The sequence below is a fragment of the Chlamydia sp. 04-14 genome, from assembly GCF_036632095.1.
Taxonomy (GTDB): Bacteria; Chlamydiota; Chlamydiia; order Chlamydiales; family Chlamydiaceae; genus Chlamydia.
In genome coordinates this window covers 160,635-184,344 of record NZ_JAPYKW010000002.1, presented here as the reverse complement: position 1 = coordinate 184,344, position 23,710 = coordinate 160,635, and the positions used below count along the sequence as shown (strand labels likewise).

Below are 23,710 nucleotides of genomic sequence, written 5' to 3'. Positions count from 1 at the left end.
GAGTTCGACTTATGAAATGCTTTTTATTATCAAATAGCGATCAGCGTATCTTAATTTAATAGAAGTACTGAAGGCGCCTCTAAGATCTTCTGCAAGCGTTTCATAAACATCGCTGCAGGATAACCATCGATCACGCGATGATCTATCGATAATGTTAACATACATGTAGAACCGATCACAATTTCTCCATTCATTACTACTGGTTCTTCTTGAACACTACCTACAGCAAGAATAGCAGCTTGCGGAGGATTAATGATTGCTGTGAACTCGGTAATCCCGGTCATGCCTAAATTAGAAACGCAAAAGGACCCGCCTTTATACTCTTCTTCTTTTAAGGATTGAGATTTAGCTTTAGAAGCTAAACTCTTAATTTCTGCGGATATCATTCCAATATTCTTACGGTCAGCACAGCGTACAATTGGAGTAATTACACCATCAGGAATAGCTACAGCTATCGAAATATCAATAGTTTCAAAACGTACAATTTTATTATCCACGCTGTTGAATCCTGAATTTATCTCTGGAAATTCTTTTAAGGCTAAAGCACAACCACGAACGATACAATCATTAATAGAAAGCTTAATCCCTTGGATTTGTAGCTCTTTAAGCAGAGCTAATAGTGGCGAGGTATAAACTTTTTGCCGTACATAAAAATGGGGGATGAAAGTTTTTGCAGCTTGTAATCTTTGTGCAATAATTTCTCGAACGGGAGAGAGAGCTTCTTCATGATAAGCTCCTGGGTGAACTTCAGGAGCCTCAGGATAACCAAACCCTGCAATACCTTTAGGCGGAGCCTTTTCAAGGTCCTTTTCAACGATTCGTCCTCCAGGACCGCTACCTTTAATTCCAGAAATATCTAAATTCTTTTCTTTAGCCACGCGTTTAGCTAAAGGAGAAACTGGAGATTTTGAGGAATCTTGTTTTAAAGACAGGGGCTCAGCAAGAGGAGGCTCAGGTTTAAATCCAAGCGCCACCATTACAGAGGAACCTTGATGAGATATATCGGATACAGCTTCTTCTTCCTGCTGACTATTTTCTGTAGAAGGTTGTGAAATTGGAGATTTTGGAAGTAATTCCTCTAAATTAAAAGACTCATCTTTTTCAGAAGATATGACCGCAATAGGTTTACCGATTTGTACTTTCGTTCCTTCTTTAACAAGACATTCTCGAAACCAACCGTCTTCAGATGCTGTATGCTCTAAAACAGCCTTATCTGTTGATATTTCCACGAGAACATCACCAAATCCTATCTTATCGCCATTGCTTTTATGCCACTTTACGATTGTTCCAACTTCCATAGTCGGAGAGAGTTTAGGCATTTTTAATAGAGAAATCACAATTTTACCTCATGATTTTTTCGATAGTATCTAAAATACGATTTACATTTGGAAGGGTTGCCTGCTCTAGCGTCTTGTTATAGGGCATAGGAGTTTCTTTTTGGCATACTCTTAAAGGAGGACTATCCAGGTAATCAAAAAGGTGTTCTGTGATTTCAGTAATGATTTCCGCAGAGATTCCCGCAAAGTAGTGGCCCTCTTCTACAACTATACAATTTCCTGTTTTCTTTACTGAAGAAAATATTCCAGAGATATCTAGAGGTTTAATTGTACGCAGATCAATAATTTCTATAGAAAGACCATAGCGCTGTTTGGCTATATTTACAGCTTGTTTTACTACAGAAACCATACGGCCGTAGGTAATAATTGTCAGGTCTTTACCTTCTTCAATAATACGAGATTTCCCAATAGGAACTAAATATTCTTCAACAGGAACTTCACCTTTCAGATTGTATTCCAACTCATTTTCCAGGAAAAGAACGGGGTTATCATTTCTAATTGCGGATTTTAATAATCCTTTAGCATCGTAAGGATTTGAGGGGGAAATAACAATTAAACCTGGAATGTTAGCATATAGAGCTTCTACGCAATGCGAATGCTGACAGGATACTTGTGCTGCAGCTCCATTAGGTCCACGGAATACAATAGGAACTGAAAATTTGCCACCAGTCATATAATGCATTTTTGCAGCATGAGAAATAATCTGATCCGCGGCGACTAAAGAGAAATTCCAGCTCATAAATTCTATAATTGGACGCAGGCCTGTTAATGCGGCTCCTATACCGATACCTGTAAACGCTGCTTCGCTGATCGGTGTATCAATAACTCTTGATGATGACCATTTGTCTAGAAGCCCTTTTGTAACTTTATAGGCACCGTTATATTCCGCAACTTCCTCTCCTAGTATACATACGTTAGGATCCCTGGCCATTTCTTCATCAATAGCTTCTCTAATAGCTTCTCGGATTTCTAATGTAACGTACTTAGGCATAAACCCCTTCTTCTAATGTGGCAATCGCTGGTTCTGGATCTGATTTTGCTTCCGTGAAAGCTTGCAAGACTTCATTTTTACATTCTTGACGCAGCTCTTGAAATTTCTCTTCTGAAAGCACTCCCAGTTGGATTAACCAATTTTTAGCAAAAGTAATTGGATCTTTTTTTATAAGACATTGCATCTCTTCTTTGCTTCTATAGAGATTAGGATCAGAAATAGAGTGTCCTCTAAATCGCGAACATAAACACTCAATAAGAACAGGACGATGTGTCTTTTGCATATATTCATAAGCTTCCTTGAAGCCTAAAAGACAATTAAAAAGATCAAAACCATTTAAAGTAAATGAACGTATTCCGTAAGAAGATCCCTGAGATTCTCCTATGGGCTGCTTAGCAATAGCACGATTAAGAGCTGTCCCCATACCCCAACCATTATTTTCTATAACAAGCATAAGAGGGAGACTGTGTAGAGAAGCAAAATTCAATGTTTCATGAAATACTCCCTGAGCAACAGCACCGTCTCCGATGAATCCTAGAGAGATTTTATCTTCACCACGATATTTGATGGCAAATGCTGCTCCAGCAGCTAAAGGAATTTGCCCTCCTACAATACCAAATCCTCCGGGAAAATTTGGACCGCACATATGCATAGATCCGCCTCGACCTAGTGCACAACCTGTTTCTTTTCCTAATAATTCTGCTGCAAGTGAACGTAGGGGAATATTTAATAATACTGCTAAAGCATGACAACGATAGGATGAGAAAAACCATTGATCTAATCCCGTATTGGCTAATGCTGCAGTAGCAACAGCCTCTTGACCACTATAGGAGTGGTAAAAACCACCGACTAATCCTTCTAGATACGCTTCTTCACCACGAGCTTCAAATTCACGAATTAATAACATATTTTTCATGAATTCTAGACACCGGTCGGCACCGTATATATCGATAATATTTTTTATTACAGCCTCGTCTGATTTCTTAGAGGCGCTATTGTAATGAGAAGAGTCGGGCATACTTGATACGAGAGTTGCGTCAAGGATTAAGTTCACCCCATTATAAAGTCATGGATTTGAAAAGACAAGACCAAAAAAGTAATTAAGTTTTTTAAAAAAAAGAAAAATCTTTAATATCTTTCCATTTGTATATTTCCGACCAAGAAGTAAAGGACTGTGGACACATGGACGTTTTTAGCAGACTAAATCGTCAGAATCATTTTTATGTGGAACAGATAGATGGTGTCATGAGAGACCCGAATTCTCATGATGACAACAATAAGAAAGATAATGAATTAAAGAAAAAATTATTAACCATAACGAAGCGGGTTGTTAATTCAGCTCAAGAATTTCAGCGTGGAAGAGAGGATGCCAGCAATTATTTAAAAAAAACTCAATGGATGCCCTATAAAAATGAGGAATTGGAGGAAACGAAAGAGCTATTTTCTATGCTTACCTCAATAGATAGAAAATTAGCTCAATTATTTTTTTATGCACCTTCTTGTGGTGTAGACTGGGATGATTTCACTAAAACCGTGAACAAAATTGAAGAGAACTACGGTTTAGGGGGTATATTATTATCTTGCGGTTCTTTTGAAAATCAATGTAGATACATTCACGATTTCAATAAATCTCAGACGATACCGTTGCTTTTGGGGTGTTCTATATCTCATAGCTTACAGTTTTATTTGTCGTATAAGGATTTATCTTTGATGGATTGTAAAAATCTATATGACGTAGGAACCAGTATAGGAATACTACTCAAAGACTATGGAGTTGCTATTTCTTTAATTTTTAAAGAAATCGTCAGCATGGATTTGACTAATTATTCTGAATTGATCAGGGGATTAAAACACTCGGGGAGTATACAAGGAAAATTGCATCATTGTGATTTCTCTTCTACAACAACCACACCGAGTCCTATAGCTTTGCGTTATAGCTTAGCAAATACTATTCGCGGCCTAGCCATAGACGTAGATTTTTCCAGTGTGAAATTTATGGGATGTTCTATGCTTATGAATGTCGAGAACACGATTAAAGCAATAAATTGTGGAGTTGAATGTTTTACTTTTTCTAGTTTGAAGGAACTTGGAGAGGGTATAAAAGCCTTAACTCAGTTAATTTCTTCAGGAAAAATTAGTCCAGCAATCATCAATAAAAATGTAATCAAAGTACTAACTTTGAAAAGACGCTTTAAAATGATAAAAATATAATCTAACTAGGGATTATTTGTGCTTCTTCGGAGCTTGCTGATAATCCCTTAATCTTTTCTTCTAACATTCCTAAACGTTCTTCTAATTTAGGTAGACCACGGATTTTTGCAACTTGACGATGAATTTCTTGATAAGGGCGTGCCGGAGCTCCTCCATAGATTCCCGGAGAAGAAATAGATTTAGTAACTCCTGTTTGAGCCATCATAATTACGTGGTCCGTTATTGAAATATGACCTGTAATTCCTGTCTGCCCACCAATAATGACGTGATTGCCAATTTTTGTAGAACCTGCAATTCCTGCCTGGGCAACAATCATGCTATGTTTTCCGATCTCCACATGATGAGCTACCTGAACCTGATTATCGATTTTTGTACCCTCACGTATGATACTGTTTTTGAAACGACCTCTATCTACTGTAGTGTTCGCTCCTATTTCAACATCATCTTCGATAATTACCTTGCCAAGGTGCTTTAAATGCTTATGACGACCAAATGCATTAGTTATATAACCAAAACCGCACGATCCGATAATAGCTCCAGGTTGAATAATGACCCTTTTACCTATTTCAATGCGTTCACGGATAACTACCTTAGGATGAACAAGACAACTTTCCCCAAGAGTTGAATATGCTCCTATAACACTCCCTGCTCCAATGTGTGAAGAATCTCCAATATAAGCATGTTGGCATATAACAGCATAGGGTTCTATACAGACATCTTTGCCGATATATGCTGTAGGGTGAATAACAGCTGTAGGGTGAATTCCAGGGAATCCTGATTCAACAGGAGGAATGAATAGCTCTATACATTTTTGGAAAGCTATTGATGGGAACTCGGAGACTACAAGAAAATTCTTATTTAAATGCCCATACTTTTGTGCTTGAGCTTTTGATAGAATAATAGCTCCAGCTTCGGTAATTTTTATAAAACGAGAGTACTTCTCATTATCTAAAAAAGTAACGTGATGAGCTTGAGCTTCACTTATTTCTTCGACACCAGAAATAGGAGTTTCTGTATTTCCTTGAACTTCAACTTTTAATAAGTCCGCTAACTGTTGAAGAGTATAGACCTGTTCCTGAGGCATACAAAACTCCTTGGTTCTTGAGGTATCTTAATTATTTTTGAAAGATTCATCAAGAATTTTGATAATCTCATTAGTTTTATCGGCACTAGAAGCAATGGATAGGACTACTTCATCATTAAAAATAGCTAGTAAACCTTCCTGTATGCGTACTATTTCAGAAGCTTTTTTTACTTCTTGTATCAATTTCTGCACTCTTTTCATATTGCTTTGGTTCAACATTTGGTAATATTGAGACTGTAAAGCATTATATTCTGCAGAGAGGCTTTCAAACTTTTTCCTAAGCTCGTCAGCAGCTGAGGAAGAAAGGCTCTCCATGTAGTCTTCGTCTTGTAATTTATTATAAAGTGCTGTCAGTTCTTCTTCCATTTTCTCAGAATTCTTTGAGAACTGTTGCTTCATATTTTCAAGTTCTTCCGTTTCTTTTTTTCCAAAAGCAGATTCTTCTAAACAACGTTTTAAGCTAACGACACCTAAATTACCTTCAAGAGAGTCGTTGTCAGCAAAAACTTGTTGTGTACCTGCTAAAGTTAGTAAAGCTAGAAAAACAGAGCGTAATGATTTTTTCATATTAACCTTTATAAAGATCTAAGAGATGAAGAGCTTTAGATTAGCAAAAGCTCTCTCTGAAGACAACCAAAGATTTAGAGTTTCTTCTACTTTCTGCTTAGCTATATTTAGAAGACGCCTCCTAAAGCAAAGAAGAAACGTTGTGAAACATCGATCTTTTCACCTTCAAATACTTCTGTAGGACGGAATGGCCAACCAAAACCTAACATAACAGGCACGTTGTTCATTACGTCGAAGCGTAGACCAAATCCTGCACTACCACAAAGATCTTTTAATCGGATAGTGTATTCTTTAAGTCCAATAAATCCTGAGTCTAGGAAAACAAAAGCACTAACGTTAGGCTGATTGATCAAAGGATATTGGAACTCTTCAGTAAGTAGGAGAGAGGATAGACCCCCCTGAGGTTCTGTAGGAGAGAACTTAGGACCAATGATAAATGGCTTATATCCACGAACCGTAGTTTCTCCACCTAAGAAGAAACGTTCACTAATAGGAATACCATCTAGAGTTGTATCGCCAAACGGTTTAAGAAATTGGGCTTCTCCTTTAATTTTCAATACACCTTTTCTTGTCAATTTTCGGTATATCGAACTGTTTATGGAGAGCTTTGTAAAATGATATGTACCACCAAGACCAGAAACTTCAAAGTTTATACCACTGCGTATTCCTGTAGTGGGATTTCTAGGATTATTTACAGAATCGTAATTTAAATTTACACCAGCAGCGGATACGAAACCTTTATTGGCAGCGAGATCAGGTCCTGCCTGGTTTCTTTTCTTTTTATGTAGGCTAGTCTGAGTGCCTCGATAGTAGATTCCATATTTTAATTGTTGATTCAGTATGTATGTGGTGCTGACATTTCCACCATAAGTCTCAACAGAATAATCCTTAGACAGGGCCCTGTTGATAGATTTGTCAAGCTCAACACCTAGAATCCATGGCGTATTTAAAAAGTGGGGCTTAGTCCATTTAACAGTATAGTCAGTAACCTTGTCCCCAAAGTTAGCTTTTAGAAATAGATATTCGCCTCCACCTCTTAAGCATTTAAAGCCTTTAGAGAATAGATGTCTAATACCCAGAAGGTCAAAATTACTTTCAGATAATTCAACCCCTCCAAACAAATTGTCTAGGGAACTAAATCCTAGAAATAGTCCTAAGTTTCCTGTTGTTGTTTCTTTAACATCTATGAAGATATCACGATATTCTTCAGAATTATCCAACGGATCTAATTGAGAGCGTACCGTATAAACACTAACACTTTGGAAATAACCCGTGTTTCTTAAACGTTGTTCAGTATCTTCAAGTTTTAATCTATTGAAAGTATCTCCTGGAAATAGGCTGCTTTCATGTAGGATAACATCGTGTTTTGTATGAGTGTTTCCTGTAATTTTGATTAAACCAACTTTATAAGGAGATCCTTCACTTACTTGGTAAGTTACGTCATAAACAGAACGTGATGCATGAGGAGAAAAAGTTACATCAACGTTAGTATTGATGTATCCATATTTAGCATAGATATTCTTAATTTTCTGAGCACCGTCCCATATATTTTCGGGGCAGTAAATATCATTAGGACCTGCAGATAGTTGTTTTTCGACAAGTCGTTTAGGTAATAGGTTGAATCCTCCAATATGGACATGCCCTAAAGTATAAAGGGGGCCTTTATCTACATCCATGTAAAGTATGATATTTCCGCATTCATCAACTTCACGTTTTGGAGTAACCGTTGCGTCTGCGTAACCTAAATTATGTAAATAATTAGTAATTGCAAATGAATCTTGTTCAACAACATCTGGGTGGTATAGACCACTTCCTGTAAACCAACTAGTGGTTTTTGAATACTGCTTAGTAAGGATGAGTTCTTTGACATCAGCCTTTTCACATCTATTAAGACCGCAGATTTCTAATTTTTTAATTTTACCACAAGGGCCTTCTTGAATTCGAACAGTGATGTCAATGTAGCCACAATGTTCATTATGATCTAAGTCATAGCATAGATTAGACTCAAAATAGCCACGTTTGAGATAGTAAACTCTAAGTTCATCAAAATTTTTTAAGAACTTTTCTCTATCAAATACATCGTTTTCGTAAATTTGTAGAGTTTTAAGGATCTTATGATTAGGTACAGCCTCGTTTCCTGTAATGCAAATCTTCCGAATGCAAGGTTTGGCAACAAGAACTAAAGAGATGGTAGTCTTTCCATTGGAAAAATCAACTTTTGGCTCTACTCTATCATAGTCCTTAGAAAGGTTTCGTAAATCTTCGTCAAAGTCTGCTTGAGAAAACAAAGCACCACTTTTTGTCTTTAATTTTGGTAGTGGATGTTTGTTTAAAGAATTTTCACCTTCAGTTGTAATCGTAATAGATTCAACTAATGTATATCCTTCCTTAACTGTTTCTGTAGCCACTAGAGCCAATGGGGCTTGGATTAGCGCCAAAACAGTAAACCGCAGAATAACTTTATTTCGCATCATGAACATTCGAAAGAATTTCCCCTAGGACAGAAAAACTTGTTTATTGAAGTAAGCACAAAAATAAGGACTAGGATGTTTTTTAACAAGATCTTACTATCTTGAATATTTACAGTGCTTCTAAAGATACTTATGTTTTTATAGTCAAAAAAATTTAAAAATAGAAAAATTTTATTTCAAGTTTAATATGGGTTTCTTCCAGAAAATGCTCTGGCAAGAGTCCCCGAGTCTATATAATCAAAAGATAGTCCTATTGGCAAGCCTAAAGCTAAACGAGAAATAGAGGTTGAGGAATAATCAAGTTCTTGTTTTAAAAAAAGAGCGGTAGCGTCTCCTTCTAGAGTGGCGTCTAAGGCTATAATAATTTCTTTTGGTTTTAGAAACTCTATACGTTGTTTTAATAAATCCATTCTTGCTTTATCGATATTCTTTCCTGTTATTGGGGATAATAACGCTCCTAAGACATAATAGTGACCTTTAAAAATTTGAGAACGTTCCAAAGAAAAGATATCTTTAGGAGTTGCTACAATGCATAATTTAGAGGTGTCGCGATTGGTTTCACAAAACTCACACTTGCTTTCTGGAAAATTTTTTAAGGAAAAACAGGTAGAACACTGACTCCGTTCCGAAGATACTTCGGAAAAAGCTTGACCCATAGCTTCTAATTGCTCCTGATCCCAATCTAGTAATTCGAAGGCTAATTTTTCCGCAGTCTTGAACCCTATTCCTGGAAGTTTTCTAAGAAAAGAGATTAATTTGGATAAATAATCTGGATACTTTAGCATTTTGGAACTATCTATATTTTTTTGTTTCGTCTTAGGGGTTCAGAAGGGACTTAAATACCTAAAATAAAAGTTAGGGTATAAACTCTTTGAATAGTATACTAGCTTTTTTCTTTATTTATGGTTGTGTGTGAAAAAAACAAGAAAGGCATCTATTTGGGCTACGGGTTCTTATCTACCCGAAAAAATCCTATCTAATTCTGATCTTGAACAGATGGTAGATACTTCTGATGAATGGATAGTAACAAGAACCGGGATCAAAGAAAGACGTATTGCTGCAGTTGGTGAATATACATCAATTATGGGAGCTAAAGCAGCAGAGAAAGCGATTCAGAAATCTGGTCTCACTAAAGATCAAATAGAATGCATTATTTTTTCCACCTCAGCTCCTGATCATATTTTCCCGTCCAGTGCAGCATTAGCTCAAGCGTATTTGGGAATAAAAGAAATTCCCGCATTTGATTGTATGGCTGCTTGTACTGGTTATTTATACGGTTTATCAGTAGCTAAGGCCTTTATTGAATCCGGAACGTACAGTAACGTTTTGCTTATTGCAGCAGACAAACTTTCTTCTTTTGTAAATTATGAAGACAGAAATACTTGCGTGCTTTTTGGTGATGGAGGTTCTGCTTGTGTTATTGGAGAAAGTCGTCCGGGAGCTTTAGAAATTACTAATGTGAATTTAGGAGCTGACGGAAGTGTTGCGGATTTATTAAGTTTGCCTGCTGGAGGGAGCCGTGTTCCCGCTTCCATAGAGACTGTAACAGAAGGCAAGCATTTTATTTCCATGGAAGGCAAAGAGGTGTTTAAGCATGCAGTGCGACGCATGGAATCCGCGGCTAAAATATGTATAGCCGAGGCAGGTTTAGAAGAAGGCGACATAGACTGGTTAGTTCCACATCAAGCTAATGCAAGAATTATTGATGCTATAGCCAAGCGTTTTGAAATAGATGATAATAAAGTGTTTAAGACTTTATCAAAGTATGGAAATACGGCAGCCTCTTCTGTATGCATAGCTCTGGATGAATTGTTGCAATCACATGTAATTAATTCTGGAGAATATCTACTTCTAGTTGCTTTTGGAGGTGGATTGTCTTGGGGAGCAGTTGTTTTACAGCAAGTAGAGGGTTGATTCATGGCGAAAAAAATAGGATTCTTATTCCCAGGCCAAGGGAGCCAATATGTTGGTATGGGTAAAGATTTAGTCGAACATTATCCAGAAGCTGCTGAAGTATTTGCTTTAGCTGACGAGACATTAGGTTTTTCTTTATCTTCAATTATGTTCGACGGCCCCGAAGAAAAATTACTTGAAACAGCCTACAGTCAATTAGCTATATATTTACATAGTTTGGCAGTACTAAAAATTCTATCTTCAAGAACTTCTATAACACCTTCTGTAGTTTCTGGGCTAAGTCTAGGAGAATATACTGCTCTAGTTGCTTCTGGACGTATTTCTATGATTGACGGTTTTAATATCATTAGTAAACGCGCGCAGTTTATGAATCAAGCTTGTCAACAAAGCCCCGGAGCTATGGCAGCAATTCTGGGCTTAACTATGGATATTGTTCAGCAAAATCTAGAAAGTTTAGGGGAGGGCATTTGGATCGCCAACTACAATGCTCCTAAACAGCTTGTGGTCGGTGGTTTGCGAGAAAAAATAGAAGAGGCTGTGAAGTTATTTACGGATTTAGGAGCAAAAAGAGCAATTTTGTTAAAAGTATTCGGTGCTTTTCACACGCCGTTAATGCAGACAGCAGAAGACGCATTGGCTCCTCATTTGTATAATTTAGATATGCATAGTTCTGAGGTGCCTTTCGTATCTAACGTGGTAGCAGATTTTTTAATAAGTAATGATCAAATTCGTCAGTGTTTAGTGAAGCAAATGACTTCCCCAACATTATGGTATCAAAGCTGTTCTAAGATGGATTTAGAAGTTGATGAATTTTTAGAAATAGGCCCAGGTAAGGTTCTCGCAGGCTTGAATCGTTCTATAGGGTTGAGTAAACCCATTAAAAGTTTAGGCACAGTAGAAAGCATCAATAATTTTTTAGTGGAGCTATAGATATATGAATAATCTATTGTTGGGGAAAAAAGCGATCGTTACGGGAGGATCTAGAGGTATAGGATTTGCCATAGCCAAGCTTTTTGTTGAGCAAGGTGCTGATGTTGAAATATGGGGAGTAAATGTTGAAGGTGGTAAGCAAGCTGCTGAAGAATTGTCTAAAATAGGGAAATCAGCAACCTTTGCTAAAGTTGACGTTAGTAATAATCAATCTGTAAAAGATGCTGTCCAGAATTTTATTGCAGCACATGGTAGCATTGATATTTTAGTAAATAATGCAGGGATTACTCGAGACAATCTTTTAATGCGTATGTCTGAAGAAGAGTGGTCTGCTGTCATTAATACGAATTTAAGTTCCCTGTACTACGTGTGTTCAAGTGTAATTCGTCCTATGATTAAAGCTCGTTCTGGATCCATAATCAATATTAGTTCTGTTGTTGGTTTAATGGGTAGTCCTGGACAGACTAACTATGCAGCTGCAAAGGCAGGTATTATAGGATTTAGTAGGGCTTTAGCTAAGGAAGTTGCCGCGAGAAATATTCGAGTCAACTGTATAGCCCCAGGATGTATTGATACCGACATGACTAAAGTGTTAAATGATAATTTAAAAACAGAGTGGTTAAAAAATGTTCCTATGGGGAGAATGGGTTTCCCAGAAGAAATTGCTAATGTTGCACTATTTCTCGCTTCACCCTTATCTTCTTATATCACTTCTCAGGTATTGAGTGTTGATGGAGGCATGACATACTAAATAGATTACAAACACTCTAGATTGAAAAATTGGATTTTTGTGATACTAGTTGTTCTTCTCTTTTTCAGGAAATTTTAGATAATTGTGTAGATAAAATATAAGGATATAGCAATGAGTTTAGAAGATGATGTAAAGTTAATTATTGTTGACCAGCTTGGCGTAGATGCAAGTGAAGTAAATGAAAATTCTTCATTTATCGAAGATCTTAATGCTGATAGTTTGGACTTAACAGAGTTGATAATGACTTTGGAAGAAAAGTTCGGCTTTGAAATTTCAGAGCAAGATGCAGAGCAATTACGTACTGTAGGTGACGTTATTAACTACATTAAGACACGTCAGGGTTAGTAATTCTACAAACCTTTTTAGGGTGCGTTTGTATCCTTAGTGCATCATCTTTTCACTAAAATAGCGCACCATTTCTTTCTGTTTTTTAAGTTTATTTTCTAGGCTGTGTTTTTAGATGGGCTTCTATGATGAAGAAGGATGTCTAAAAGTGATTTGCTTTGCATAGAGTTCTAAAAGTGACAAAGCGACAGAGGGGCATTCTTCAACAATACTAAGAAATTGTCCTTTGCTTAAGATTAACGTCCGCACTTGAGTTATAGCTTCAGCATTATATTCTCGAAGTTTATTGCTAAGTAAGCTTTCCTCTCCAAAACAATCCTGTGATGAAATTGTAGCCGATAAAGAGGAGTTGGTTTCAGTAATTTTAACGTAACCCTCTACTATAATATATAGGCTGAAGCTAGGTTCTTCTGTGGAGAATATCTTTACCCCGGGTTTGAAAATCATAATCTCTGTTTTATCTGAAATAGCGAGGAGAACATCCATATCTAAAGAATTAAAAATAGGATTCTTCTTTAGGAGGAAGGCGCGGTCAATTAGATTCATCAAGAGACTCCTGGCTAAATAGTAAAGAAGGGAACTAGACTGTCAGAGTCGTCTTTATTATGATCATACTCTTCATCTAAAGTTGAATACGGTGGTGCTGGTTGAAAATCAGCATCGCAGTTTGCTAATTCTTCCTTTAACTGTCTCGATGTAAGTTTGCTTAAATACGAAGGAGAATTTTCCATCATATTTAATAACTCTTTTAAAGTTAAAGGAATAACCCCGCATTTTAGGTAGTATTTTTCACTACGCTTTGCTGTATTGTTAATAAATGGATCAAGTAGAGAAAATAGATAATCTTCACAGTTTTTCTCTAGAGATTCTAAAGCTTGAGCTTTTGCTTTTTTATTTTTCCCTGTTAGAGCTCTTATAAGAATATCAGAATGTTCTACAGATCCTAAAATACCTAGGAATTCAAACATGAAGTTAACTTCTGATTGGTAATTAGATTCTAAAGTATTAACTAATAGGCTGAGATTGTATTTTGGATAGGATTTTTGAATGTAATTTTTATGATAATCATAAAAAATTGCTTTGAGGGCTTTAGATTTTACAATTTTATAAGCACTCTTTTTGAATAGCTTATTATCAATTTTGCAGAGAGCTTTTGCTGCAAGAATTCGACAGCGATTGTGTGTGCTGTTATCAGAAAGAATCTGAAGGAATGAGTTTGCTGTCTCTTTGGGAAGTTCTATGATTATAGATTCAGCATATTTTCTCGAGGAGCTTTTTAATAAAGATGTCGTAATAAGAAAGTCTTTTACTAATGAAGCGTCTAAGATCATTCCGATTGTTTTTAGTAGATGGCGGCAGGCCTCATCGTTATGGACATTCTGTTTTAAGACTTGTATCAATTTTTTACAGTAGGGTTTATGCGTAGCCTTTACGGAAGCTTGTAATGCTTTGCATGTTTGAATGAAAATCTCATTGTCTACGTTATCTAGAAACTCAATTAGAATTGGGAAATTATCAGGGTTTCTTTCTAGAGTTAAAATAGAAAGACCAATGGATACTATTTGAGGATCCGTAGAAGTAAGAAGTTCTTTAAGTCTTGAATCTGCAATATCACGATATTGTCCACTAATTTCCTGACGCCGTACTGTAAGAATTGCAGCTAGAAGTCTATCTCCCGGTTCATCATAAAGATCTTCGGAAATATCAGATATACGTAACAGATCATGTTCTGCAAAATAAAGATGGATTCCTATGGCTATTGAAGGATGTGGAGTTGTCGATGACCAGCGTTTTAGGAGTTCTAGAGTAAGAAAATCTCTAGCCCATAGACTATTCTTTAACATTTCCATGGTCTTTAGCTTGCTAGACAAGCTGAGCTTATTCATATGAGCTAGTAGGCTAGGAAGTACACTACGGCTTCCCAAATTTAATAAATTTTGAAAAGCAAATATTTGATGTCGTTCATGCTGATGCTTGAGATGCGTGAGGAGTAAGAGTTCGATTTGCCTTCTTTCTTTTGAAGTCATGGCTTTTATCCATTCCAACATTGTCTTTTTTAAATGGATGGCTTGAGAAGAGAGATTTCTTAGAATAGCTCGTGCATAGTATGAACGTAATAAACAAGCGAGGACTACTGTAATCAAAGATATAATGAGACAAACTGTGTATTGATAAGAAATAGCAAAACATACCAGGGCCCATACGAACATCCCTATGGGTTCAATAAAGCATTCTATCGCGATTCTAATTTGATTCCGTATACTATTCGGAACGCCATAAATCAATAACTGTAGATTGTTATCATCTAGTGCGTAGGTAAGTCCTTCTCGAGCTACCATACCAATGGTAGCAATCCCAATTGAGGTTTTAAAAGACCAGCACAGGAATAGATTGGTGAAGCAAAGGGGAGCGAATAGGATGATGTTATTCACGCCTATGTTTTTTACTATTCTGCTGTAGGCAAACAGAGCGAAGCACATATTGGTTAGGGAAATCCATGAGGACCACTTAGTTATATGTGCCGTAAGTTCGTAGGTATTTCCATCTGCAAAATGAGTTTCAAAAATTTTTAGGTAATTGAATTCTGTTGCAATAGCAAGTAGCTGCATTAGGAAATAGAAACATAGTAAATAAAAGGTATAACTATCCTTAAGACAGAGTTTAAAAGCTTTGGATACAGACGGAGGGTGTCCAGTATCTAAGAAGTGATCATGATCTTCTGATAACTCTTTCAAAGATTTGGACACATAGTGCACTAGTGGATAACAACTTAATAGAATGACTATGAAGAGTATTAGAATTCTTTCTATACCTATATATTGGATGCGGTTGACAATTCCGGAACCAATAGCATCCCCTAGAAATATAATAGCGTTGAATACACTGAAATGTCTTTTGGCATCCTGAAGATTAAAGAATTGATCTACGAATCCCCAGAAGTTTGTATACGCTAATATAATCAAGCTCCAGGAGAGCATGCGGTAAATAAGCAGAGGCGTTGAAGGGATTTCACTGCATGTTGTTGCGTAACAAAAAAGATAGAGGTTACACACAATTATGCTAGTTATGGGTATTAAAAATAGTGTTTTAGGTGAAACTCTTTTTTTGAATAAATTATAAAGAATAAGTGAAGATAGAAGACATAGAATAGAGGACGAACCGAGGTAAATAGAAGGAAGTCCCTCTGTTCCCACATTTTCAAGAAAAAGCCCTTCGCTTAACGCCAGAGATCCGTAAGAGCCTATTCCCCAGATTAAGCCTAAAACTAGGAATAAAAGTGCTCTCCTCTCTTCTCCATGATGCAAATTCAGTAGCAGACGAAGGGCTTTTTGCATAACAAACCCACCTAAGAAAATAATATATTAACTGATGAAATTAATTAATTTCAAGGTGAGTATGAGGATTAAACAAACAATAAATTTATAAATTTATTTTTTTAATTTGCAGAAGGCCCAGTTTCAATAGGTAGGGGTTTATGGTGTCGAATTAACGTTACGCATAAAACGCTAATTAGGCAGATTACTGTGACTATTGAGGCACTAACAATAGCCCATACAGAGTTTGCCGTATTAACTAAAATAGCTGCGGCTTGGGGTAATATACCTGCAAGGCCTAAGGAGGCTAAAACAATAATGATGATGGCAACGAAAGAGATTGCTAAAAGAAACGAAGCTAGTGCCATAGGACCGCTGCAAACTCCTGTTGGTGTAGACAAGCCCTGTAATCTTGTTTTTATTGCAGTAACTTCAGTTCTTAATTCAGACACTGTTGTTGTGGTAGTTGCCATATGAGACTGCATCATACGCGTAAAATAAGTCTGATCTATAGCAGGCCCCTGAGGATGTTGTTGCCATCCACCTAAAGGATGTTGCTGTATCCCAGCTAGAGTTGTTTGAAGATTAGACAACTGTGTTGCAAGATCACTCGGATTTAATAAAGAAGATGGGAGTGTGGTGTCGGCTGGATTTAAATCATTTCTTACAGAGGTCATAGTGCTTAGCTTCTCCTAAATATTCTTTTATAAATTAAGATTCTATTTGAGAGTTATTGATCATATAGATTGCTGGCCTGCTTCTTAATAAAGAGCCGATGGACAGTGTGCAAAGAATCATCATTGAAACTGCAGCACATGAAATAATCGGTAGGGATATACAAGCGCCAACTGTATACATATTAAGTAAAGAAATGAATAAGGGAAAACCACCACAAACAGCAACGATACAAATAATAAGCATTGTGATAGCGATGAGAGCTAAAATTGTTAAGGCTAATGCTGTAAGTTTGGCACAAAGAGATGGTGGTGTGCGTCCTACTATGTAGCTAGTGCCTTCCGAACGAGGTGTGGCTCCGGGTGTTCCTGAAGATCCTGATTGAATTAACAATTCCGTAACTGTAGCTAAACATCCTTTTAGCTCTGTAACCTCATCCTGTAAATGAGTGAGATCTGCGGCTACGTTATCACCTGTAGTAAGAGCTAAGGAAGAAACCCTGTCTATCTGGTTGATTTTCTCTTCAAGGTCATTCGTTTTTCTTTGTAATCCATTTATTTTTCCATTGAAACTCAGTAAAACTCTATCCAATGAACCATCTTGATTTTGTGTTTGACTGGATGAAGATGTTGGTGTTGTTGACATATGCTTCCTTAAGTTATCTTGGGAAAAAATAATAAAACTTAAGATAGGATATCTTAAGGAAGAGAATATATCAAGATATAAGCTTTTAATTTTCTATGTTGTAGAAAGAAAAGCGTTTAGATAGTTTTTTATTTAATGACCATAAAATAATTAAACCAATAGACCACTGTAAAATCAAGCTAGAAAGACTGTATGTGGATATAGGATTCCACCAGTGGCCATCTTCTGGGAAAAGCCCTTCATAAAAATACCATAAAAGTAAAACTATTCCTTCAATAGGAAGTAAATATTTTACCATAGAGTCAAAAGCTTTATTGAGATGAATATCTCCTGGCACTGCATTAATGATTTTCTTTTTTAAGTGTGTGAGACCGTAACTAATCGCGGCGTAGATAAAAATAAGACCATTAATAATTAATCCTATTCCCCAAACAGTATCTTGGTTTGCAAATACTGCGAGACTTAAAGACGAGGGCACCCCAAGAATAAAAGCTATAATTGTTGCTGATGACTCTGCCACGTGCTTTTTTATTCCAAATTCTGAAAGAGTTTGTGATAACAAAAATAGCATTGAAATCATTGATGAGAGAGCTGCCATAGCAAAGGCAAGGAAGAATATAGAACTGAAAATAGCTGGCAAATATGTAGATCCAGGAATTCTTGTAAATAACTCTGGTAGGTAGATGAAAGCTATGCCTATGCTCGAAGACCCCGCGCCTTGTTGTAGCTGTGTGGTCCCTAAAATATCTAGCGAAGAGCATGTGGCAAATACAATGATTCCCATAACCAGGGAAACGAGGTTATTCGATATAGCAGTGAGAGCTCCGTTGCTAACGACGCCAGTTTTCTTTGAAGCAAATCCAGAATATACTAGGAGCAATCCCCATCCGGCTCCTGTATCCCAAGCATTTTGTGTTAGAGCTTCTAACCATAACTTATAACTGGAGAGAGAGGCGAAATCAAAAGTGAAAAGTTGTTTGATTCCCTGAACAGCGTTAGGAAGAGTCACGGCTCTAAGGAGGAGCACTAGAGTACAGACAAAGAATGAGGGGATAAGAATTTTATTACACTTCTCAATACCCTGTACAATACCCTTACGAATAATCATATAGGCCAGAAATAGAGATAAGAAATGGAACAGTAGTGGGAAAGAACTTTGATAATGAGTTTCCCATAACTGGGAAAAATTATTTCCAGCGTAAATTTTCCCAGAAATTGAATAATAAAAATAGCTCAGACCCCATCCAACGATATTGGAGTAGTAGGCTAAGATACACGTTGTCACTAAAGTAACAAACCCTCCCAGCCATGCGCATTTAGGCCCCGCTGTTTTAATTAATGTTCCTATAGGGGCTTTTTTAGTTAATTTCCCTAGAGAAAGCTCTATAATAATCAGAGGGATTGACCAAATGAATAGGAACAGAAGCCAAATTAAGATAAAGGCTCCGCTACCATTTTGCGCCGCAATTCTAGGAAAACGCCAAATATTTCCAGCGCCAACAGCTATCCCCATCATAGAGAAAATAAATCCTAGTCTTGAAGAAAATTGGGTCTGATTTTTGTTCATTTTTACTCTAATTCAACAAATTTATCCGAAAAATGCTTGTCTGTCATACTAACCACGCAACAATCAGACCAGACATTTAATGATGTTTCGATCATGTCTAATATAGTGTAGAAGGGTAGAATTAATCCCAATAAATGTAGGGGGATATGCATTGAAGTGATCAAAGAAGATGCAAGAAAGAAACATCCCATAGGCACTCCGGCATTACCAATCGCACATAACGTTGCAATAAATATCCAACTGATCATGGAAAATAAAGAAAAGCTAAGGCCATTAGATGTTCCTACAAAGAGTACCGTAATTAAAATAAAGGCAGCACAACCGTTCATGTTGATAACAGAACATAAAGGGAAGGCCAGTCTTGATAATGAGGGTTTAATTTTAAGTTCTTCTTCAGCTAATTCCATTGTTAGGGGAAGAGTAGAGGCCGAAGATTTTGAAAAGAATGCTGTAACTAACGCCGGAGACATGCTCTTGGCAATTTTCAAAGGTGAAAGCTTATTTGCTTTCAAAAGCCAAGGTAAAACAATAAACCCTTGGATTAAGTTTGCTCCAACTACGCAAAGAAGGTACTTACTGAAGATGGCTAGGTTTCCCTGACTCTGTGTGACTTCTTTATAGAAGAGGATCGAGAAAGCTAATGTCGCTGGGGCAAGTAATTTAAGAACACCTTTAGCGATATTTAGAAGTATAGAAAAGAATGTTGAAAATAGAGTGTGGGTAAAATTCTTTTCTTTTTCAGGAAGGAATAGGGAAGAGATTCCTAATAAAGCGGCTAAAAATGTCGCAGAAATAACGTTATTATCTATAAATGGCTCTAGAATATTCCCAGGAATCGTATTTGATAACACCTTAAGATATCCGGTTGAACATGCAGTTGAAGATGTTTCTAAACCTCCTTCTAAAGGCATAACAGGGTAGATAATAATAAATAATCCTAACCCAACTGCAGCTGCTATAATTGTAGTGAGTAGTGTGTAGTATAGTATTTTTCTACCTAGGGACAACATCGTTTGAAAATTTTTAATTGATGTAATCGTTGACCCAATAGCGAAAAATACTAGAGGAAGACTTAAAAACCTTAACAGTTTTAAAAAAATTCCTGATATAATTTCCGCACTTTGAAAAATTAGGGGGGAATTAAAGGAAGCTAGAACCAATCCTATTAGCATGCTTCCCAGTAATAGGAGATTATAACTCGATTTTGCGATTTTCTTTCTCATGAATGGTACTAAAAAATTTTAATAAAAGCGTAATGAGAGTATAGTGGTTCGAGAATTTCTTTTCTTTGAAATTGAAATAAAATAAAACTTTTTAAAAGTGTAACATGTCTTGTTTTAATTTGCCCGCGGTTAACGAAAAATTAACCCCCGTTAGATCTAGTAATTTCCCAGATCAAGAAGAATGGGAGAATACTTTCCAAACAAAGCTCACGAAGACTACTCGAACTCATTTGGACTTAGAAAAGTATCAAGCAAATCGTCAAACACGTGTTGCTTTATTGGCATTATCCGTGTTGGTAACTTTAATTTTATTGGCGATGCTTCTTGGTACTCTACAAATACAAGCATTTGTTATGACATGGATCTCGGTTGTGGTGGCGGTGGCTATTCCAAGTATTTTGCTAACCGGTGGCATGTACATTCTACATAGAATTAGTAAAAAGGTAGACATCCTATCGGGTTCAGTAATTAAGCCTTTTGGAAATAGAATTTGGGCTCCTATGCCCGTATGTTACTATTCTAAACCTAAGCCTGGTGAAAAAGAGAATATTCAAGAAAGAGTTCAGGAAAGTCATATAGATTTATCTACTTTAGATGCAACCAACTCTGGTGTGGCGCTAGTGTATTATTATCCAGATGGTGTGGATTATAGAATCCCAACTTTTGTTTTCCCCCTACTTGCCACACCCTTCCTTGTTCTTATTAAGATGGTCTATAACTTAATTAGATTTATTGTGATTCCCTTTCATATACTCTTACAAATGGTCATCCAATTCTTTTCTAAGAAAGATATTTCCATAGAAGATCGTTTTATTTTAAAAGATATTGTTAGAGAAATGGCACGGTCTTTAGTTAACATGTTGAAAGCTCCTTTTTATGGCACAGCTTCCATGATGACAGTTTTTTATGGATTGCTTAATCCTTTGGGTGGACGTGTTGCCTATGCATGCGTGGAAAGGGACTGGAATGATGACGTTATCCGTTCCCGTGGCGTGTGGTTAGTTGATCCCCAACGTAATTTTAAATTCGAAGGCGGTGGTACACGTCAGGGATTGGGACAATTTAGTCACTACTTAATTGGATGTTTCCAGCCGATTTGTATGTTCTTATTTAAAGATGGGAAGATTATTTCTGGATCGCATACTTCTGCCCAATATTACCCAGATGCGCACCTTCCTGTTTATCCCGGAATAGCTGTTGTTACTGCTCCAACTCTAGAGGGTGGTGAAAATAGTGAAATAGAGGTTAATGCTACAGAATTAATGTCTTAAACTATTACATAGATCAGTTTTCTTTTAGCATTCTCATGTAAAATATTTTTGATGAAAAACTTAAATACGCTAAACTAGTCCCAAAGTTTTTCTGTCAGACGCTTTTATATTTAATATCTAGATATATTAGTTTTAAAATTCTTGGCTTTTCGTCTCAGAAAATCTTAAAGAGTAGTATATTATCTGGGATTGTATCCTGTGTTAGGGGTAGAAATTCAATCTTTTAGAACCTCCTCTAGATTATATGAGGAAAAGAATATGACAGTACAGCAGTCACAAGATGGGATCATCCTTACCTTTCATTTCTTCTAAAAATCTCCATAGACAATCGGATGTATTCGATGAATTCGGTTGTTCTGAAGCATTTATAAATTTTCTTATTTCTGAATTGATAGATTTAGAGGGAAGTTCAGAGATTGGGGAAGGGTATTTATCTCTATCTGAGAGTTTATTAATGCTTACTCGTGATCACGTTGTGATCCTGAAAAAGATTATCTTCTATGGCATGCATTATGGTATTAACAAGAAGAACTCTCAAATTTTAATTGATACTTTATCATACATAGACCTTTTATTCAAAAAATTGGGGATAAGTTCTTCAGATAGACTGTCTTTATGCTCAGCTAAAATATGTGCAAATTTTGAATTATTTTCTTTAACCAGGGATGCAACATTTCTTGATCATGTTGTTAAAGACTTTCATGTGATGGAGCAGTTGCTGAAAATTAATCCTCATTTAGATAATAATTTAGGTTGGCAACATTTTCGTCAGGGGGAAAAACATGAAGAGACTTCTTGTTCAGCTACTGGCTATGTATATGAAGTTATAGGAAAGACTTTTTTAACCATATACTACAAGAATAAAGAAAAGGAGGATCTTGTAAGAAGTTCGAACTCTTTTTCTAAGGTATTAAGTTTGCTCCCGCATCGGGCAAGTGCTCATGCGGATTACGCTGAATGTCTGCAAATTCTCGGGTTAGAATTAGGAAACTCTTCGTATTTGCAACGAGCTATAGACCATTTGTCTAAGGCAATTTTTCTAAGTTTTAATCGTCATATTGATAATTCCGCTTATGAAAATTATCGCTATAGTTATGCTGTCGCCAAGGTAAGACTATTCGATCTTACTTATGAAAAAGAGCATTTTCATCAAGCGAATAGAATATTGTATCAAACTGTTCAAGCTTTTCCTCATATTGCTGAATTATGGGTTTTGTGGGGGGAATTATTAATTCGTTCGGGTTGGCTTAACAGTAATATGAAACATGTAGAAATGGGTTTAGATAAGTTGGCGTCAGCTCAGAAGAAAGGTGCTGACCCTATTATTCTTTCTGCTTTATTAGCTAATGGTATAGCTGTATTGGGATTATACTTAGATGAACCAAATCTATTTAGAGAAAGTCGGATACGATTAGTTGCCGCTATGAGAGCTTTCCCTGGAAATTCTCATTTAATTCACGCTTTAGGAGTGGTTCAGCTTTGCTCTGCTTTATATTTTAGCGATGATGCTAATTTCGCAGCTTCTGCTTCATGTTTTAAATCTTGTATTGAATGGGATTCAGAAAATATCAACAGTTGGCAAAAATTATTCGACGTATATTTTGCTTGGGGTGTGAGAAAAAAGAATGTAAGATTGCTTCAAAAAGCTGTTGAAGTCGTGAAAAGATTATGTTCTTTACGTCCCGAAGTATTTTTATTCTGGAGTGATCGAGGCCTTGCTTTAAAATGTTTAGCTGAGGCAACAACAGATCTTGTTTATAAGGAAATTTATTTAGAAGAGTCTTTATTATATTATCGTAAAGCTTGGGATCTTACTCATCGAATGGAGATCCTGGAGTTGTGGGGACATTCCTGCTATTTGCTGGCTGATCTTCAAGAATCTCAAGATTATTATGATGAGGCATACTCCCTGTTATCTAGTATAGATGAGGAGAGGCAGTCTTTTAGAGCGAAAATTATTCTTGCTTCTACCCTTTTAGGAAAAGGAAAACTATTGCAAGATCAGGCTCTAGTCGAAGAAGCTTTAATTATTTTAAATTCATTAATCGATGAATATCCTGATCAAGAGGATCTATTACTCTTGTTAGGAGAAGCCTGGCTATTTTTATTCTGGAAACGACGTTCTTTGGAATCCGAGGAATTAGTTAGGGTATACTTAGAACAGGCGATTGCTTTAGGGTGTAGCGAGGCTTACTATACTCTGGGTAAATTCTATGCTGTTAAAAAAGAGATAGGTCAGGCTTGGGCTATGGTAATGCGTTCTGTGGATTTCGGTTTCAAAATCACAGAATCACGATGGTTAAATGATCCATGTTTAGCAAATTTAAGAGCTGGACATGCGTTTCATGAAGTCGTAGCTAATCAAAGAGGTAAACTATGGTGGGCGAACAAAACAGAGGCGAAGAGAAACTAGA

Annotated in this window: 20 protein-coding genes; 7 read left to right on the top strand and 13 right to left on the bottom strand. The window is 36.6% G+C overall.

The annotated features are described in order from the left end of the window. Positions 1-50 precede the first annotated feature (50 nt). The 3 genes from O6937_RS03395 to pdhA are packed head-to-tail and all read right to left on the bottom strand — an operon-like array spanning position 51 to position 3,346. Positions 51-1,337, bottom strand: coding sequence for a pyruvate dehydrogenase complex dihydrolipoamide acetyltransferase (locus O6937_RS03395; protein WP_332390262.1), 1,287 nt, complete (start codon positions 1,335-1,337; stop codon positions 51-53). A gap of 4 nt (positions 1,338-1,341) precedes the next feature. Beyond that, entirely contained in the window at positions 1,342-2,328 is a 987-nt protein-coding gene (locus tag O6937_RS03390; RefSeq protein ID WP_332390261.1) for an alpha-ketoacid dehydrogenase subunit beta, read from the bottom strand. Further along, complete coding sequence (pdhA, locus tag O6937_RS03385; RefSeq protein ID WP_332390260.1) at positions 2,321-3,346, bottom strand: pyruvate dehydrogenase (acetyl-transferring) E1 component subunit alpha; 1,026 nt, start codon at positions 3,344-3,346, stop codon at positions 2,321-2,323. Before pdhA ends, O6937_RS03390 begins: the two co-directional genes overlap by 8 nt. A 164-nt stretch (positions 3,347-3,510) precedes the next feature. Between pdhA and O6937_RS03380 the strand changes: the two genes are divergently transcribed. After that, the gene (locus O6937_RS03380; RefSeq protein WP_332390259.1) at positions 3,511-4,539 is read left to right on the top strand and encodes a hypothetical protein; all 1,029 of its coding nucleotides are present in this window, start codon (positions 3,511-3,513) and stop codon (positions 4,537-4,539) included. A 1-nt stretch (position 4,540) separates the two neighbouring features. Here O6937_RS03380 and lpxD read toward each other — a convergent pair whose 3' ends face one another. The 4 genes from lpxD to recR all read right to left on the bottom strand — a co-directional run bounded on the left by lpxD (position 4,541) and on the right by recR (position 9,446). Then, positions 4,541-5,623 carry a UDP-3-O-(3-hydroxymyristoyl)glucosamine N-acyltransferase gene (gene lpxD, locus O6937_RS03375; protein WP_332390258.1) on the bottom strand — a complete coding sequence of 361 codons (1,083 nt, stop codon included), beginning with the start codon at positions 5,621-5,623 and terminating at the stop codon, positions 4,541-4,543. A gap of 27 nt (positions 5,624-5,650) precedes the next feature. Beyond that, positions 5,651-6,190 carry an OmpH family outer membrane protein gene (locus O6937_RS03370; protein ID WP_332390257.1) on the bottom strand — a complete coding sequence of 180 codons (540 nt, stop codon included), beginning with the start codon at positions 6,188-6,190 and terminating at the stop codon, positions 5,651-5,653. Positions 6,191-6,297: 107 nt separating this feature from the next. After that, a complete protein-coding gene (gene bamA / locus O6937_RS03365; protein ID WP_332390256.1) occupies positions 6,298-8,670 on the bottom strand; it encodes an outer membrane protein assembly factor BamA in 2,373 nt (790 codons plus the stop codon). A gap of 173 nt (positions 8,671-8,843) precedes the next feature. Further along, complete coding sequence (gene recR, locus O6937_RS03360) at positions 8,844-9,446, bottom strand: recombination mediator RecR (protein ID WP_332390255.1); 603 nt, start codon at positions 9,444-9,446, stop codon at positions 8,844-8,846. 127 nt (positions 9,447-9,573) lie between these two features. Here recR and O6937_RS03355 point away from each other — a divergent pair, with 127 nt between their 5' ends. From O6937_RS03355 to acpP, 4 genes are all read left to right on the top strand, one after another. Next, the gene (locus O6937_RS03355) at positions 9,574-10,575 is read left to right on the top strand and encodes a beta-ketoacyl-ACP synthase III (protein WP_332390254.1); all 1,002 of its coding nucleotides are present in this window, start codon (positions 9,574-9,576) and stop codon (positions 10,573-10,575) included. Between the two features lie 3 nt (positions 10,576-10,578). Beyond that, positions 10,579-11,505, top strand: a complete 927-nt coding sequence (gene fabD, locus O6937_RS03350) for an ACP S-malonyltransferase (protein WP_332390253.1) — start codon at positions 10,579-10,581, stop codon at positions 11,503-11,505. A gap of 4 nt (positions 11,506-11,509) precedes the next feature. Beyond that, complete coding sequence (gene fabG / locus O6937_RS03345; protein ID WP_332390252.1) at positions 11,510-12,256, top strand: 3-oxoacyl-ACP reductase FabG; 747 nt, start codon at positions 11,510-11,512, stop codon at positions 12,254-12,256. A gap of 111 nt (positions 12,257-12,367) precedes the next feature. After that, entirely contained in the window at positions 12,368-12,601 is a 234-nt protein-coding gene (acpP, locus tag O6937_RS03340) for an acyl carrier protein (protein ID WP_332390251.1), read from the top strand. 123 nt (positions 12,602-12,724) lie between these two features. Here the strand turns inward: acpP and O6937_RS03335 are convergent, their stop codons facing one another. The 6 genes from O6937_RS03335 to O6937_RS03310 form a co-directional block, all read right to left on the bottom strand. Beyond that, positions 12,725-13,147 carry a cyclic nucleotide-binding domain-containing protein gene (locus tag O6937_RS03335; protein ID WP_332390250.1) on the bottom strand — a complete coding sequence of 141 codons (423 nt, stop codon included), beginning with the start codon at positions 13,145-13,147 and terminating at the stop codon, positions 12,725-12,727. Between the two features lie 14 nt (positions 13,148-13,161). Then, positions 13,162-15,936 carry a hypothetical protein gene (locus tag O6937_RS03330; protein WP_332390249.1) on the bottom strand — a complete coding sequence of 925 codons (2,775 nt, stop codon included), beginning with the start codon at positions 15,934-15,936 and terminating at the stop codon, positions 13,162-13,164. 101 nt (positions 15,937-16,037) lie between these two features. Next, complete coding sequence (locus O6937_RS03325) at positions 16,038-16,592, bottom strand: hypothetical protein (protein ID WP_332390248.1); 555 nt, start codon at positions 16,590-16,592, stop codon at positions 16,038-16,040. Positions 16,593-16,626: 34 nt separating this feature from the next. After that, the gene (incB, locus tag O6937_RS03320; protein ID WP_332390247.1) at positions 16,627-17,235 is read right to left on the bottom strand and encodes an inclusion membrane protein IncB; all 609 of its coding nucleotides are present in this window, start codon (positions 17,233-17,235) and stop codon (positions 16,627-16,629) included. 85 nt (positions 17,236-17,320) lie between these two features. Beyond that, positions 17,321-18,802 (bottom strand): sodium-dependent transporter, encoded by a 1,482-nt coding sequence (locus tag O6937_RS03315; protein WP_332390246.1) that lies wholly within the window; start codon positions 18,800-18,802, stop codon positions 17,321-17,323. A gap of 2 nt (positions 18,803-18,804) precedes the next feature. Next, the gene (locus O6937_RS03310) at positions 18,805-20,025 is read right to left on the bottom strand and encodes a dicarboxylate/amino acid:cation symporter (protein WP_332390245.1); all 1,221 of its coding nucleotides are present in this window, start codon (positions 20,023-20,025) and stop codon (positions 18,805-18,807) included. A gap of 104 nt (positions 20,026-20,129) precedes the next feature. Here O6937_RS03310 and O6937_RS03305 point away from each other — a divergent pair, with 104 nt between their 5' ends. Next, positions 20,130-21,296 (top strand): hypothetical protein, encoded by a 1,167-nt coding sequence (locus O6937_RS03305; protein ID WP_332390244.1) that lies wholly within the window; start codon positions 20,130-20,132, stop codon positions 21,294-21,296. 280 nt (positions 21,297-21,576) lie between these two features. Then, complete coding sequence (locus O6937_RS03300) at positions 21,577-23,709, top strand: tetratricopeptide repeat protein (protein ID WP_332390243.1); 2,133 nt, start codon at positions 21,577-21,579, stop codon at positions 23,707-23,709. Position 23,710 lies beyond the last annotated feature (1 nt).

Bases quoted from the DNA above. Each gene is read 5' to 3' on its own strand.
- O6937_RS03390 (WP_332390261.1), bottom strand. From the start codon at position 2,328: ATGCCTAAGTACGTTACATTAGAAATCCGAGAAGCTATTAGAGAAGCT.
- pdhA (WP_332390260.1), bottom strand. From the start codon at position 3,346: ATGCCCGACTCTTCTCATTACAATAGCGCCTCTAAGAAATCAGACGAG.
- O6937_RS03380 (WP_332390259.1), top strand. From the start codon at position 3,511: ATGGACGTTTTTAGCAGACTAAATCGTCAGAATCATTTTTATGTGGAA.
- lpxD (WP_332390258.1), bottom strand. From the start codon at position 5,623: ATGCCTCAGGAACAGGTCTATACTCTTCAACAGTTAGCGGACTTATTA.
- O6937_RS03370 (WP_332390257.1), bottom strand. From the start codon at position 6,190: ATGAAAAAATCATTACGCTCTGTTTTTCTAGCTTTACTAACTTTAGCA.
- bamA (WP_332390256.1), bottom strand. From the start codon at position 8,670: ATGTTCATGATGCGAAATAAAGTTATTCTGCGGTTTACTGTTTTGGCG.
- recR (WP_332390255.1), bottom strand. From the start codon at position 9,446: ATGCTAAAGTATCCAGATTATTTATCCAAATTAATCTCTTTTCTTAGA.
- fabD (WP_332390253.1), top strand. From the start codon at position 10,579: ATGGCGAAAAAAATAGGATTCTTATTCCCAGGCCAAGGGAGCCAATAT.
- fabG (WP_332390252.1), top strand. From the start codon at position 11,510: ATGAATAATCTATTGTTGGGGAAAAAAGCGATCGTTACGGGAGGATCT.
- acpP (WP_332390251.1), top strand. From the start codon at position 12,368: ATGAGTTTAGAAGATGATGTAAAGTTAATTATTGTTGACCAGCTTGGC.
- O6937_RS03335 (WP_332390250.1), bottom strand. From the start codon at position 13,147: ATGAATCTAATTGACCGCGCCTTCCTCCTAAAGAAGAATCCTATTTTT.
- O6937_RS03330 (WP_332390249.1), bottom strand. From the start codon at position 15,936: ATGCAAAAAGCCCTTCGTCTGCTACTGAATTTGCATCATGGAGAAGAG.
- O6937_RS03325 (WP_332390248.1), bottom strand. From the start codon at position 16,592: ATGACCTCTGTAAGAAATGATTTAAATCCAGCCGACACCACACTCCCA.
- incB (WP_332390247.1), bottom strand. From the start codon at position 17,235: ATGTCAACAACACCAACATCTTCATCCAGTCAAACACAAAATCAAGAT.
- O6937_RS03315 (WP_332390246.1), bottom strand. From the start codon at position 18,802: ATGAACAAAAATCAGACCCAATTTTCTTCAAGACTAGGATTTATTTTC.
- O6937_RS03310 (WP_332390245.1), bottom strand. From the start codon at position 20,025: ATGAGAAAGAAAATCGCAAAATCGAGTTATAATCTCCTATTACTGGGA.
- O6937_RS03305 (WP_332390244.1), top strand. From the start codon at position 20,130: ATGTCTTGTTTTAATTTGCCCGCGGTTAACGAAAAATTAACCCCCGTT.
- O6937_RS03300 (WP_332390243.1), top strand. From the start codon at position 21,577: ATGGGATCATCCTTACCTTTCATTTCTTCTAAAAATCTCCATAGACAA.